The following is a 14,694-nucleotide window of genomic DNA, read 5'->3' on the forward strand; positions in this document are numbered from 1 at the left end:
GGGCACTAAGGTTTTATGGAAATCAAAGGGATCGGATCTTTTGACGAAAAGCTCGTAAAGCAGGGCTTCTACCGATCGCTCGACTTTGCTCTAATACTTCTGCAACCCACGCCAAAATCGGTAGCTTCGGAAACGTTGAGCTGGTCGTGGAACTCTGATATTGCCCTGCTTCCAGGCGGTAAATTTTTAGCTCAGTCCCTTCGTAAACCCACAGTTCGGGAACGCCTAAGCGGGTGTAGGCATCGATTTGGGTTTTGGAGGTGACATCAACTTCAATGGCGAGATCGGGAGGCGGATCGATCGCCAGATTCAATTGACGTTTGCCGCGCATCTGTTGATGGTTTTTGATGTAAAAGCACCGATCAGGTTCAAGCCCACTATTAGCTTCCTTTTTTTTGAAGGTAGTTGAACCAAAGCATTCACAATCGATTTCTAGCTCTTCCAGCAATATCTTAACTAGATCGCCAATCAGTTCCTTATCAACTCTCTGTTCGGGTAATGGCATCCTAATTTCCAAAATTCCATCGCAGTAGGCGATGCGGCTGGCGCGTTTTTCGCCGAGTTCATCGAGAAAGGCTGCAAATTTTGACCAATCTAAGTCGCGAATCAACAGGCGTTGACCGGGTGGAACCGAAAGTTGGCGTAGTTGTACCATGACCATGGTCTTATTCCCAGATAGGGATTAAATCCATCGCAAAACCGGGAAGTACCGGATCGCCAGTGAGGGTGTTGGGGCGGTAAAACACCCGAACATCTTGCCCAAGAAGGTACACAAAAACTTGCTGGGTTTCGGGAACAATCAACCAACCCAGTTGTGCGCCATTGTTCATATATTCTTGTAGCTTGGCTTGGAGAATGGATAATTCGTCGGTGGGGGATTTGAGTTCTAGGACGAAGTCGGGACAAAGGGGGGCAAATTTGCGCCGTTGCTCGGGGGATAGGTTATCCCAGCGAGTTTGTTCAATCCAGGCGGCATCGGGGGAGCGGATGGCTCCGTTGGGGAGGGTGAAACCGGCGGAAGAATCAAAGGCTACTCCGAGTTTGGCTTGTTGGTTCCAGTACCAAAGTTGGGCGCTCAGGCTCAAATTTTGACGACCACTTTCACTGCCGGCGGGGGACATGACGATCAGTTCTCCTTGGGCGGTGCGTTCGAGGCGCAACTCGGGGTTCTGTTGGCAGAGTTGGGCAAAGACTTCATCAGTCAGTTGGAGAGTGGGGCGCAGATTAAGGGCAATCATGGGAGTTTCTTTGTGGGGATTACACGTCAATCGGTAAAGGGAAAGGGAACCAACACAACATCGCCTTTCGCTAAGGACATGGAATGGGTTCTCCATCCTCCAGGCTATAGAGGTCGAGTTCGTCATTCAAGAACTCGAAACTACCACCTCGTAGGGCGAGGGTGACGAGATCTGGGCTAGATGGGTGAGCAAAATCAAAGAAAAGCTTTTCTTCTAAGATGGCTTGCTCCTGTGGGGAGAGCGAACGGATAAGCTAAATGACAGATTCGACTAACCGGGTGTTCATGGCTTAACTCCTTTAGGATTTCTCTGTGTTTTTTAGGATTTCTCTGTGTTTTCTGTGTCTCCGTGGTTTTTATTCACCACAAAGGCACGAAGGGCACGGAGAGTCATAACAAACTGGTTTGGGTGGGTTCGTTGGGCTTCACTTCTGATGCTAACCGAGTGATTTCGGGCCAGGAGATGACCAGGCTGTTGTAGGCAATGGCTTCCTGCGTCCAACTCTTTCTGTCGCACAGGCTATAGAGCCGATAGGCCAGATCGCGGGCCATTTCGCCTCTACTTCCCAGTTTAGCCAGCAGTGCGGCGGCTCCCATTTCACCCTTTTGATCGAGTTCGTGGATGAGATACTGAGCAATTTCCCAGTCGGTTATTCGATTGTCGCTGCTGGGATCCCAGTCCGGTTTTAGCTCGCTGCGTTTGAGCAAGCGCACCTTGCCGCCCTTGGCTTCTAGGATGCCCGCTTCGACCATGCCGCTAACGCTGGTGTTTTTGGCTTTGCTGAGGGTTTCGGCATCGCCGTATTGCCCTTCGTTGAACTGATATTGCTCGAACCAGGTGAGCGCCCAACGGGTATCGCTGTCAAATTCGCCTTCTTGTTCGGTGAGGAATTCGTCGAGGATTTGATTAATCAGTTGCAGGGCGGTACGCACCCGCATGGGGGAGCCATCGTTTTCTAACACTGCTGCATATTTGGAATAAACCGCCATGCCGGGGCCGATGCTGGCTTGAGCAAGATCCACAGGAGCGATGTTGCCTTGTTGGAGGGTTTTGAGGGCGGGGGGAAGGTCGCGTTTGAGTTCGGTGAGGAATTGGCGACGGGTGATTTTGGGCGCGTCGGCGGGGCGGGGGCGGCAGACGAGGACGATGGAGGAAGCGAGGGCGTTGGTTCCTGATGCCACCATGCGGTTACTCAGTTCGCTACGCATTGGCCAAGTGCCATGAATGCTGAAATTAGATTGAATCAATCCTTCCAGAATGGTTTCCCAACCCGTGGAGGCTACAGACTCATCATCTTGACCTTTTTGATCGGTTTCTTCTTGTTTGAAGGCGTAGTAAACCGTTAGCGGATAGTCTGAGTGAACAACTTTATTGAGACGCTCAAAAGTTTTGCTCAGTCCTTCTTCAAAAAATTCTTTGGCTTTTTGTTTGCTGCCGCCAAATCGGTAGGGTGTAGCAACCAATTCTTGGGCTTTGGGGACTAAGAGGGTGCTGCAAATGTTGGGATAAACAGAACCCAGGGAACGCCGCAGCCAAACATAGAAAAAATCTGACAAATCTGCATACCCGATATTGTCGAAATAGGGCGGGTCGGTGGAGATGAGTTTTGGGGTGGTGTCGTTGGGGTGAGGGGCGATCGCGTCGTGTTGGTGGACTTTCGATTGAGAATTGGGAAAAGCAACCTCAAGAACTTTCACAATCCACTCAATAGCGCCGTTAAAGTTTCCTGTAGAGTCACTCATTGGATTGGCTTCTGCAAAATCCCACGTCATTGGAACTGCTTGTCTAGCAAAAGTATTTCGAACTTTTACATATCCTGTATCCCAACTGCAAATAGTTGAGCACCTATCTGCTAATCGATCCACTCCAAATCCCAAGTATGTTGCGATCGCCTCTCCATAAGCCCTAGCCCCCGTCCCGCCATCCCTCAACGGCACATCATCATCCGGTAGCCCCGCCGCAATGGCATCCTGAGTCGCCTTTTCCCGTGCTTCGCCCACCAAATCGCTGAAGGTGGTGAGGGCAACCAGTTGACGCGGCGTGAAGAGATCGGCAAAAGTTGCCATCCCATACAGTGGGACACTAACACGGCATTTCCTTGGAGTTCTCCCGATGGTTTCCAAGTGGGTTTTGCTGAATCAGCAATTTCAACGTGTTCTTGTTGAGGCGATAGATAAACCCGTCCATTTTCTCCTTCAGCCACGATCGCCATCAACTGCGCCCCCATGCGTCCGGCTCTGCCCTCACTCCGCACATACTCCAACGGCACGGGCGTTTCGCAGGCAATACACCGCGCCCCCTTTCGTTCTACGGTTCCCGCCGGTGCTTTGCCCTCTCCCGACTTCACCACAAACCGGATTTGAGGCGAATTAGAACCACTAAGACACGGAGAACACAAAGGATCGTCTGGCTTCGTGTCCTTTGTGCCTTCGTGGTTAATCACCTCCGGCTCTACCCAAGCCTGCTTCCCCTTCTTCGTCGAAAGCTGAAAACTCCGCACCAACGGCATCTGGCATCCACAAGCCGGGTTTGGGCATTTCACCGTCCGCGCCCACAGCCAAGCAATTACCGTTGCCTCCGTGCCCTCCGTGCCTTCGTGGTTAATCTTCACCTTTGGATACAAATGCCCAATCCGCTCAAATGCGCGATCGCGCATCCAAGCCCCATAAAACCGCACATCCGCCGCCAACCCCTGCGCCCCCCGCCAGGATGAAATATTTTTCTTGGCGCGATCGTCAGGATTTACCGGAGCCTGATCCTTAAACTTCGGCGGAATCTCAATCAACGCCTTATTAATCAACACTGCCACCGGATTCAAATCGCTGGCGTGAGCCTCCAACCCCAACCGCTGCGCTTCCAACGGAATCGAACCCCCGCCGGCAAACGGGTCATAGACCGGTGGCGCATACTTAGCAATATATTCCCGCACAGCATCTGGTTCTGTCGGAGGTTCTTCTCCTCGATTCCAAGCCAAGCATCGCGCAATTTCTCGTTGTGCTGCCTCCAGTACCTTGGATTTTGGGTCATTCACATCATCCCAAGACACCAGACCGCGCACGACCTGCTTGGTTTTGCCCTTTGTATCCGTTTCCAGGGTAATTCGACCCAAGATGTCAAACAGCCGCTGTCGTTCCCGCGTTTGGTCTTCCTCCGTCGGGAATCTGTCTGGCCAACTGGAGGGATCATCCACCAACGAAGCCCACAACACCGCTCGACATGCCGCTAACGGTCGGCGCGCCCACCACAAATGCAGCGTGGAGGGATGACCGTGGCGGATGGATTTTTCCCGCGCTGACTCTATATTGATAGCTTCTAGGGGCAGGGCGACTTCGATGAGCTTTTTTTCATGGGAACCACAAAGGCACAAAGGACACGAAGGTTAATGGTTGACGAGGCGTTTGATACCGTTTTTGAGGATGGGGACATTGAAGTTTATCAGGAGTCCCAGCCAGAGTTTTTTGAGTTTAAGGTAGGTGAGGAGTTGGGCGGTGTGGATGGGTTGTAGGATTTCAACTGTTTTGAGTTCCACAATTACCAGATCTTCCACCAACAGATCTAAACGATAGCCGCAATCTAGGTGGATGCCCTTGTAAATTACGGGCTGGGGCACCTGGCTCTCAACTCGCAACCCTTGTTGGGATAGCTCGTACTTCAGACAAGCTTCATAGGCAGACTCCAATAAACCAGGACCCAACTCCCGATGCACCTGAATGGCTGCCCCAATAATCAGATTCGATAACCGATTGGCCTCCTCTCGACTCATCCTTCGTGTCTTTGTGGTTTGAATAAAGTGAACCACGAAGACACAAAGTTCACAAAGCTCTTAGTGTCCTTCGTGCCTTTGTGGTTCATCCCCTCGCTCCCATAACTCCCGCCACGCATAATTCACGCTACTCGCCCCAAAATCTGGCTCCCGTTGAAATGGTTCCTCAACATAGCGGATGTTACAGTTTCCCCTCGACACTCGATAATCCCCACCAGACTCGCGCACCGCAAACGCATCCCCCTCTGGGAAATCCCGATCCGCAGGAACCTGCACCAAGGCCAAGATAAAATTATTCGGCTTATTCAGTGCCGTTAGAATTTCGTTTTTCGTAACTGTAACCGTTTCGGCCCCCTCTACCCTGCCTTTCACCTCAATAAATCGCAATTGCCCAGTCTCCGGTATCACCGATTCAATGTCATAACCACACTTCTGCGCGCTGACATCCCGTGGTTCATACCCCAACGCCCGTTCTGCGGCCATGACTGCTTCCATTGCGGCTCGCTCAATGCGCTTGGTTTCTCTGGCGAAGGTACTGGTCGCCGCTTCTCGTTTTCCCTGTAGCCGTTGCAAGAGACCGATCGGCACGACTAAAGCACCGCCAACCACAACAGGGGGGCAGAGGCGAAAGTTGGCGTTCCTGCTCCAACTCAGATAGGCGTTTTTGCAACCGTGCGGCTAACTCATCTGCCCGTTGCTGGGCTTTGGCAGAATTGAGCTTGGCATTCGGCTTACCGACTTGCTCCTGCAAGCGCAGATCCGCTGCCCGACGATCCCAATAGTTAATTTCCTTCGTCAGGCGATCCTTCACCGCCCGCCGGGTCTTCTCAATCAACGCTTCCTTCTGTTCCCGGACTTCTTGGAGGTGTTGAGAGACGAGATGGGTGATGGCGTAGGTGGTGGCTTGATCTTCTAGATTTGAACCACGAAGGCACAAAGAACACAAAGGATCAGCGAGGAGAGCCTGTTCGTCTGGGGTGAGCGATCGGTAGTCCAGGTAAGACGCATACCCCGCATTTCTCACAGCGACTTCTTCTTCTTTGTGTCCTTCGTGCCTTTGTGGTTCCAAAATCTCCACATACTGCATCCGACGCGAGACGACCCGTCGCCGACCCTCCCGCTCGGTTCGCGCATCCTGAATGGAATGTTCCAAATACACCAAAGCACGGACTTCTTCTCCCAGATCGTTTTCGTCTACCAGAATGGCACCCTACCGGAGCAGCGCCCGATGCCGCTCCAAGATCAAATCTAGGGTGGCATCGAGGAGGGGATGGCCAGGGCAGACAAAATCAGCCGGGGGTTTTCCAGGAACGCTGATGAGTTCCTTCTCAAAACAGATCCGCTCATACCGTTTTAAGATGGCCTCACCCACTCCAATCCCCCGATCGCGATTGCGGATCGCCGCCGGAACATGGGTAATCTCGTACCGCTTGGGTTCCCGCTGCCGAATCGTACCGCCCAATCGCTGGAATGCTTCCAAGAAAAAGGAGGCAATGAAATGGGGCTGGAGTTTTCGGGCTTCCGCTCGCTCCATCTCCTGGCAAACCTGCTGCACCTTGGTCGCGTCCATGGAGTCTCGTGCCAAGGCACGTTCCTCTAGCAACTCTCGAAACCGACTTTGGTCGAGGCGATCGGCAACCACCTGGTCAAGCTTCGCTTTAACTTCTGGGCGATCGCCGTAGCGGATCGCTTCAATCAGCAATTCTCGCAGTTCCTTACCGGCGATCGCTTTGCCCAACACATCAAAGACCTTGCCACCGAGCGCCTTTTGCTCGATCTCCAGCTTTTTGAGCAGCGAGAGATACACATCCCCCTCGCGGGTTTCCTCTGCCACTAGGTTCCAAAGATGGCAGACTTCCGTTTGTCCAATCCGGTGAATTCGCCCAAATCGCTGCTCCAGTCGATTCGGGTTCCACGGCAGATCGTAGTTCACCATTAAATGTGCCCGTTGCAGGTTAATCCCTTCCCCCGCCGCATCCGTGGCGATCAAAACTTGCACCATGACATCTTGCTTAAAGGCTTCCTCTGCCTTCTTGCGCTCTTCTCGTCCCATGCCACCGTGGATTGTGACCACTGCCTCAGGTCGCCCGATGAGGGTCGTAATTTGACTGACCAGATAGTTCAGGGTATCCCGATGTTCGGTAAAGATCACCAGTTTGCGCCGATGCCCCCCGGCATCAAACATCTCAGCGCTATTCTGTAACAGCTTAGATAGCTCGTCCCACTTGCGATCCTTGCCACTGCGTCGCACCCGCAAGGCTAAATCTTCCAGTTTACTGAGCTGATCGATCTCGGCTTTGAGTTCGGCGATCGTGCGAGCTGCCGTGGCCTGGTCAACTACCTCTTCTTCTTGACGCTCGCGCTCATCACTAGAGGAATCCTCAAAATCATCGTCCCAATCATCGGGGTCAATGGTGGGGCCAAAGTCGATCTCCGCTGATGGCCCTCGTTTCAAGAGTTCTTCCTCTCGAAGCCGCTTCTGTAGCCGTTCCCGCCGTCGTTGCAGGGATTGATAGATGGCTTCGGGAGAAGAGGCAAGGCGACGTTGCAAAATGGTCAAGGCAAAGCCAACGGTTCCTTGGCGGCGGCCATCATTGGCTAAGGCTTCGGCTCGGTTAAATTCTTCTCTGACGTAATCGGTAACTTGCTTGTAAAGAATGGCCTCCAGATCGGACAGGACATACTTGACCGTGTGTGCCCGACGTTCAGGAAAGAGCGGTTTGCCATCAAACTTGAGCAGATCTTCCTTGACCAGTCGCCGCATTAAATCCGACACATCACAGGTATGTACCCCGTCTCGGAAGCGCCCTTCAAAGCGATCGCCATCCAGTAGCGCCAGGAAAAGCTGGAAGTCTTCTTCTTTCCCGTTGTGGGGCGTTGCCGTCATCAACAGAAAATGGCGGGTCAGTGTTGACAGCAGCTTACCGAGCTTATAACGCTTGGTTTCCTTGATTTCACCGCCAAAAAATGAGGCAGACATTTTGTGAGCCTCATCCACCACCACCAGATCCCAATCGGTTTGCCCAAGCTTGGCTTGCAGGTCTTCACTGCGACTGAGCTTGTCCAGTCGAACGATGACCAGCGGCATTTCCGCAAAGGCGTTCCCAGTGCGAGCCGCTTCGATCCGGTCATTGGTCAGAATCTCAAAGGGCAGATGAAACTTTTGAAACAGCTCATCCTGCCACTGTACGGCCAGACTGCCCGGACAAACGATCAAGCACCGTTGTAAGTCTCCCCGAATCAGCAACTCCCGGATAAACAGTCCGGCCATGATGGTTTTTCCGGCTCCCGGATCGTCAGCCAAGAGGAACCGCAGCGGTTGACGGGTCAGCATCTCGCCATACACCGCCGTGATCTGGTGGGGCAGGGGTTCCACCAACGAGGTATGAACCGCTAGCAGCGGATCAAATAAGTGAGCCAGCCGAATGCGATGGGCTTCGGAAACTAACCGCAGCAACGCACCATCCCCATCAAAGCTCCACGGTCGTCCTGCGGTAACAATTTCTAAGGTTGGCTCGCGATCGCGAAACAGGATCTCAGTGTGAGGTTGACCGTTCGCGTCTTTATAGGTCAACTCAACAACGTCACTCCCATGCCACTTTGCATCAATGACGGTAACGTTCTGAGTCGGCAGGATGCCTTTGACGGTAGTACCACGGGTGAGATCTTCGAGGTTCGCCATAGACTAAGAGTTTTCGGGAATAGGGTCGCCGTGAAAAGTACGCTGCTCACCATTTCTCACAGCATTTCTCACAGCATAGATATATTCTGTCCTTTTATAGTTCAATATCCTGACAGCGGGAGGAACACGCCTAACTAACTCACAGCGTCGGTAGGGATAACGGTTGCGGTCAGCGGTTGCTAGTAATCTCTAAGGATCCTTACAAATTTAAATTGCACTCCCAAAACTTAGAAAGCCTTGTAGGCAGGCAACATGTTTTAGAAGTTACTCAAGTTATTTTTGTCAGAATCCTAACTCAGCACCAGCGGCTTTCTTCAATCCGCTGCACCGCAATTGTTAGATTGCCGATTATGGTTACAGGGAATTGGAAATTGAACATAGACACTTTGCAACGGCATCAACGCAAAGATTCCATGCCAGTCTTGGTATTTCGGGAACTGCTGCCACTCCCATCAACTGAAAAGCAGGTTCCAGCTCAGGGTTGCCAATGTGTGCTGAACCTATTCGGAGTTCGTTTAAGCCAACTAAGGGAGCTGTTACTGTGCGAGGCTAATGTTCTAGACATGGGGATCGATGAAGTCAAACAGCCCGCCCAAACTCGTAGCGATTGATGAACAATCCAATCACGATGTCATGCAGCCATTCGGACTTGGAGAAGCAGATGGTTTTGCGAGCTAATCGCTTAATTCGCGTTCGTAACGTTAAGTGTTTGCGCTCGATTTTTTGGGTATTCCACTTGCCAACGACGTACTGGTCTTCATCCACCAAACGGGCATACGCTCCCCATCCATCGGTGTAAAACGTTTGAACGCCAAACGGCTCTAACAATGCTTTTAACTCAACGAGCGCCTGGTCTGTATGATCGGCCAGCACATAGGCCAACACGTACCCGGTTTGATGATCAATTGCGTGCCGTAACCAACGCTCCTGCTGCTTCGAGTGAACAAAACTCCCCATCTCGTCAGCTTCCGCTTCCTTAATGTGTTTGACGACTATCGCAGAGGTCGGCTTAAGTTGTTCTAACAAGGGTCGGTTCACGTGTTCAAGATGACGATCTTTTTTTTAATTCTTCAAGGACGGTGGTTGGGCTAATCTTGAGTACCCGCGCAGTATCGCGAATCCCGATGCCGTTGAGCGCCATCTCACAAATCTGTTGTTTCACAGTAGGCAAGTAGCCTCGGTAAGAATACTCCCGAACAAAGCTATGACGAGTGCATTCAGGATTATGGCATTTATACCGTTGCTTACCCTCGGCAGTTTTACCATGCTTGACGATATTCGTGCTCTCACAGGTGGGGCAATGCACAGGTTCAAGTACCGTCGTAGTTGTTTGGGAGAATTTAACGGGTTCGAGTGCTCCGATTTTCCCTGACTCCTATCCCCATGTCAGAACATTACCTGGATATCCTCTCTATTCATCTACCCAGCGATTCCCGGCTAACCCAGGTTAGATATCCAGCGTCGATAGAGGTCGCGCACAGTCTTCAAGATGGTACTTTCTTTAGGCTCTGAAGATTCGTGGGCAGGGTCCAGCAATTGCAGGTTGGTCAGGAGCCGCGCTTCTTCATTGGCGACGGTACCATCGCTGTAAATCAGACCACTAATGGCTTCAATGAGCTGCTGACAGCTTTCGGTGGTAGGCTGGTTGCCCAGAAATTCCTTTACCCATCCATAGCATTCCTCAGGCTTGACGGGTCTAAATTCGTAGAGGAGGGGTTGGATATCCGGCTCATCCGCCATGCCTTTTTCTTTGACCACCCGATGCAGGTATTCCCGCTCTTCCGGCTGGATTTGTCCATCCAACCAGGCAGTACCAATCAGAATTTTGATGAGGGTTTTGAGCTTAGGATCTGCTGTCATAGCTTTGGGTTGGTGATGTGTCCGTACCTGTACCCTACACCCTCCGCTTCAGACCCCTCCACTTCTTTAACTCTTCTTTAGCCGAGTCATGAAAAACCCATCCATATCATGACGATGGGGCCACACTTTGACCCAGCCAGCCGGAGTGGTGAAGGCCGCAGGAGGAGAACCGGGCGTGGGCGGTTCAATTCGCCACTGGGGGTGATGGGTCAGAAAGGTTTGAATCACGGTTTCATTTTCAGCCGGATGGAGGGTACAGGTGGCATAGACCAGGATGCCCGCTGGTTTGACCCAGGTAGCCGCTTGCTCCAAAAGTTGAGTTTGCAAGGTCGCCAGTTCCTGAACCGATTCAGGGGTTTGCCGCCAGCGGGCATCGGCATGGCGGTGGAGGGTGCCGAGGCCAGAGCAAGGAGCGTCTACCAGGACGCGATCGCACTGTTCCCTCAACTGCGGCATGTCACGGCTATCTCCCGCCACTGTTTGGATCGAATGCAAACCGAGACGCTCTGCATTTTGCTGAAGTTTTTTGAGCCGGGAGGGGGTGCGATCGCAAGCCCAAACCGTTCCTTTATCCTGCATCAACTCTGCCAGATGCATGGTTTTGCCCCCCGGTGCGGCACAGGCGTCTGCCACGACCTCTCCCGGTTGCGGATCGACCAGATAGCCAACCAGTTGGGCACTGCTGTCCTGAACCATCCACTGCCCCTCATGAAAACCGGGTAGCTGTTGTACTGCCCCTGCAGGTTCCAGCAACCTCAATGCCTGGGGTAAGTAGGGTACTCGCCCAACCACAACGTTCGCTGCCTGCATCGCCGCCTCTACCGATTCCACCGTTGCTTGCAGCGTGTTTACTCGCAAATCGATATGCGGAGGCTGGTTCATCCATTCACACAGGGCTTCAGTTTCTTGTAGTCCTAGCTGCTCCAGCCAAACAGCAACGATCCAGTCAGGATAGCTGTGCAGAATGCCCAAACGCTCAATGGGAGAAAGGGAAGGCGACAGAAGAAAGGAGAGCCTTGGGTTGGAAACGTGCCCTGCTGGATCTAGACAAGGGCTGGAAGATAACTTTTCGTCGCTTCCCGATTTCCCGGTTTCCTTTTCCTGTTCTACCAGGCGAATGAACTGCCGCAGCACGCCATTGACAAACCCGGCCAGTCCTGCCAGTCCATTTTGCTTGGCCAGATCCACAGTTGTGTTGACCGCTGCAGAGGCGGGGATGTGGTTAAGATAGCAAAGTTGATACAGCCCCAGGTGCAGGATTGTCCGCAGATCTGATGGTTGCTGGTGCGCTTTCTTCCTGGCTAAATGGTCAATCATCGCGTCCAGAGTTCGTTGCCGCCGGATACTGCCGTACACCAGTTCGGTTAACAAGCGGCGATCCGGGGGTAGCAAATCGTTCTGGTTCAGTACCCGGTCTAAGGCTACGTCTGCAAAGGCATCGCGATGGATAGCACGCAAAGTCAGAAAAGCCAGTTGGCGGGGGAGAAGGGACATTAGCAGGGCGGAGGGGGACTGGTATTCGTCAGGAAAATTTTGATGGGTTAAAGCCCCTCAGAATTTAACTCAAATCAAACCATTCAACCTGAGCCACCTGTCAAATTTAATTTGACAAACCACCAGCGATGGTAGATTGATCGAGTGCGGTTTGGGTAGGATGCAGGCAGGGTTATGAATTTATCGACGCTCATTCTCGGTTCTCTGGGCGTGGGAATTGTTTTTGGTGCTTTGTTGAATGGCTTCTTTCCGGAGGCGATCGCACCACTGGATCACTATCTTCTCACTCCTTTAGGCAATAGCTTTCTCCGCCTGATTCAGTTTGTGGTGGTGCCCATCGTTTTTTCATCCCTAGTGCTGGGGTTGACGAAGGTACAGGATACCTCTCAGGTTGGGCGGTATTTGCTCAAACTGTTTACAGGGTATGTCATGACGGCAGCGACCGCCGTTTTCCTGGGAATGGCGATCGCCCTGATTTTGCAACCGGGAGTGGGTATGACGGGTTTATCCATTAATGCAGTTGCCAGTACAACCCATCGTTCCTCTTTAATTGATTGGTTGGTGAACCTGGTGCCGGTCAACCCCCTGGAAGCACTGGCAACCAGCAATTTGCTCCAAACTATCTTCTCCGCAGCACTGATTGTGACGGGCATTCAACTGGCGGGAGATAAATCAGCCAGCTTTGTCAGTTTCATTGACAGCATCTACGCCATCTTTGAAAAAGTTTTGTCTGTCATCCTGTACACCGCTCCGGTTGGTGTTTTTGCCTTAATCAGTTCAGTTATTGCCACCCAGGGGTTTGGATTGATTGCCCGACTTCTTTATTACATCCTGGGCATGCTTCTGGCGTTTGCCATCATGATGGGTCTGTATGTGCTGATTCTACTTGTCCTAAAAGCAAAGCCGATCAAGTTCTTCCAATCCTTCTTTCCCACCTTCTCGCTCGGTTTTGGAACAGCCAGCACCAATGCAGTTTTACCCGTGACGCTCCAGGATGCGCAGGAACGCTATGGCATGAGTGCAGCAATCGCCAGCTTTGCCATTCCCCTGGGAACCGTCCTCAAGCGGGATGGCTCAGCTATTTACCAGGCTTTTAATGCATTGTTCATCGCCCAGATTTACCACATTCCACTGACGACCGATTTGCTGGTGGCGATCGCCCTCAGCACCCTACTCGTATCCTTCAGCACCGCCGGAGTCCCTGGTTCAGGCATCATCATGATGACCACCGTACTCTCGGCGGCAGGACTCCCCCTCGAAGGAGTTGCGATTGTTGCAGGCGTTGATCGCCTCACTGATGGTTTTAAGACCATCGTAAACATCACCGGCAACATCGTAAACGCCATTCTACTTAGCCGCTGGGAGAATCCAGAAGCTTCTCTTGAAGAAAGAGGAGAAGGGGGTGAGGGGGTGGATGGGTGGATGGGTGGATGAGTGATCCCTCTAGCCATCCACCCTACCACCTATCGTTCCAGTCGCAGGTAGCGTAAAACCCCACGCGCGATCGCTTCGGCCATTCGATTCTGAAAGGCTGGATCCCTTAGCCTGGGGGCGTCTTCTGCACCGGTGACAAAGCCGACTTCGACCAGGACAGCGGGCATCCGGGTTCGCCGCAGAACGTAAAATCGGGCTTGCCTGACGCGGCGATCGCGCACTCCAGTGCTTTCTAGAATACTGCGGTGAATAGTTTCAGCCAGTTCCTTGCCGGAGTCGTAGTAATAGGTTTCTACCCCGCTGATGTCAGTCCGAGCCAGACTGATAGCATTAGCATGAATGCTGACAAATACATTCGCGTTCAGCCGATTAGCGAGTTGAACGCGGGGTTCCAGCCCCAGATCCCGGTCATCTTCACGGGTCAGAACTGCTTCGACACCTTCTTTGCGAAGTAACTCTGCAACCCGGAAGGCGATCGGGGTTGCCACATCTATCTCCCGCAATCCCCCAATACCGATCGCCCCTGGATCGGGACCACCGTGACCTGGATCGACAACCACAATCGGGCGGCTGTTTGGTGTGCGTAAAGGAGGTAAGCCAGTGCGGGGGGCAGGTGCGATCGGCCTTGGGGTAGCAGTAGGGGAAGTCCGCCTTTGTTCTGGAAAGGGCACCAGAATAACCGTTTCCAGCGGAACTTCAAGCGGACGCTGACCGACGATGATATCCCCATCAGGATCATTTGGCTCAGAGGGGGGAACTAATTGGGGTTCGGGAAGCTGAACGATCCATTGATTGGCATATACCCCCCGAAACCGCACCTGCTTTGGATCCAGCGTATAGCCCGGAGCCAGTTCCACCACAATCCGGGTGGTGCTGCGATCAAACTGCCCCACACGCAAACTGCGAATGGCTCCACCCACCGATTGGCTTTGACGCGGACGCCCCAAAATGATTCCCGGCAAATCAATAACCAGGCGGGTGGGTTTGGAAAGCAACTTGGCCCGTGGCTGAACTTGCTGATCGGTCTTAATTTCTAGCTGGTTTTGCCCCTGGTCAAACCGCCATTGCTCCAGGGTAGCCGCTTCCACAGCGGTAGCCATCAAAACCGTACCCACTAGAGCGGGCAGAAACCAGTTTAATTTCACAATCCTACCTGCCTAACTGTCTCAGGGTTTCATGTCACAATCCTCCCAAGACGTCATTCATCGCAAATAGTTGCCGGA

The 14,694-nt window shown here is 52.5% G+C and carries 12 protein-coding genes; 1 reads left to right on the forward strand and 11 read right to left on the reverse strand.

Annotated features, from left to right (window positions below):
• Positions 1–22 precede the first annotated feature (22 nt).
• From P4D80_RS14470 to P4D80_RS14515, 10 genes are all read right to left on the reverse strand, one after another.
• Positions 23–661, reverse strand: a complete 639-nt coding sequence (locus tag P4D80_RS14470; RefSeq protein WP_421654708.1) for a Uma2 family endonuclease — start codon at positions 659–661, stop codon at positions 23–25.
• Positions 662–665: 4 nt separating this feature from the next.
• The gene (locus tag P4D80_RS14475) at positions 666–1,238 is read right to left on the reverse strand and encodes a Uma2 family endonuclease (RefSeq protein WP_421654709.1); all 573 of its coding nucleotides are present in this window, start codon (positions 1,236–1,238) and stop codon (positions 666–668) included.
• A 1,927-nt stretch (positions 1,239–3,165) separates the two neighbouring features.
• Positions 3,166–4,605 carry a DUF1156 domain-containing protein gene (locus P4D80_RS14480; RefSeq protein ID WP_421654710.1) on the reverse strand — a complete coding sequence of 480 codons (1,440 nt, stop codon included), beginning with the start codon at positions 4,603–4,605 and terminating at the stop codon, positions 3,166–3,168.
• A 12-nt stretch (positions 4,606–4,617) separates the two neighbouring features.
• Complete coding sequence (locus tag P4D80_RS14485; protein WP_421654711.1) at positions 4,618–5,001, reverse strand: GxxExxY protein; 384 nt, start codon at positions 4,999–5,001, stop codon at positions 4,618–4,620.
• A gap of 60 nt (positions 5,002–5,061) precedes the next feature.
• Positions 5,062–5,589: a DUF3883 domain-containing protein gene (locus tag P4D80_RS14490; protein ID WP_421654712.1), complete on the reverse strand. Its 528-nt coding sequence runs from the start codon at positions 5,587–5,589 to the stop codon at positions 5,062–5,064.
• On the reverse strand, positions 5,507–6,163 hold the full coding sequence (locus tag P4D80_RS14495; protein ID WP_421654713.1) for a hypothetical protein: 657 nt from the start codon (positions 6,161–6,163) through the stop codon (positions 5,507–5,509). Before P4D80_RS14495 ends, P4D80_RS14490 begins: the two co-directional genes overlap by 83 nt.
• Positions 6,164–6,211: 48 nt before the next feature.
• A complete protein-coding gene (locus tag P4D80_RS14500; RefSeq protein ID WP_421654714.1) occupies positions 6,212–8,683 on the reverse strand; it encodes a DEAD/DEAH box helicase in 2,472 nt (823 codons plus the stop codon).
• A gap of 579 nt (positions 8,684–9,262) precedes the next feature.
• Positions 9,263–10,046 (reverse strand): IS1 family transposase gene (locus P4D80_RS14505; RefSeq protein ID WP_421659536.1). Its coding sequence is split into 2 segments (ribosomal slippage): positions 9,263–9,745 and positions 9,747–10,046, totalling 783 coding nucleotides; the frame shifts between segments, so codons are not numbered across the junction.
• Positions 10,047–10,120: 74 nt separating this feature from the next.
• Positions 10,121–10,543: a TerB family tellurite resistance protein gene (locus P4D80_RS14510; RefSeq protein ID WP_421654715.1), complete on the reverse strand. Its 423-nt coding sequence runs from the start codon at positions 10,541–10,543 to the stop codon at positions 10,121–10,123.
• Positions 10,544–10,609: 66 nt separating this feature from the next.
• Complete coding sequence (locus P4D80_RS14515) at positions 10,610–12,037, reverse strand: 16S rRNA (cytosine(967)-C(5))-methyltransferase (protein ID WP_421654716.1); 1,428 nt, start codon at positions 12,035–12,037, stop codon at positions 10,610–10,612.
• 174 nt (positions 12,038–12,211) lie between these two features.
• Between P4D80_RS14515 and P4D80_RS14520 the strand changes: the two genes are divergently transcribed.
• Entirely contained in the window at positions 12,212–13,471 is a 1,260-nt protein-coding gene (locus P4D80_RS14520) for a dicarboxylate/amino acid:cation symporter (RefSeq protein WP_421654717.1), read from the forward strand.
• 29 nt (positions 13,472–13,500) lie between these two features.
• Here P4D80_RS14520 and P4D80_RS14525 read toward each other — a convergent pair whose 3' ends face one another.
• Positions 13,501–14,616 (reverse strand): N-acetylmuramoyl-L-alanine amidase, encoded by a 1,116-nt coding sequence (locus P4D80_RS14525; RefSeq protein ID WP_421654718.1) that lies wholly within the window; start codon positions 14,614–14,616, stop codon positions 13,501–13,503.
• Positions 14,617–14,694 lie beyond the last annotated feature (78 nt).

It is taken from the genome of Leptothermofonsia sp. ETS-13, from assembly GCF_049200465.1.
Lineage (GTDB): Bacteria > Cyanobacteriota > Cyanobacteriia > Leptolyngbyales > Leptolyngbyaceae > Leptothermofonsia.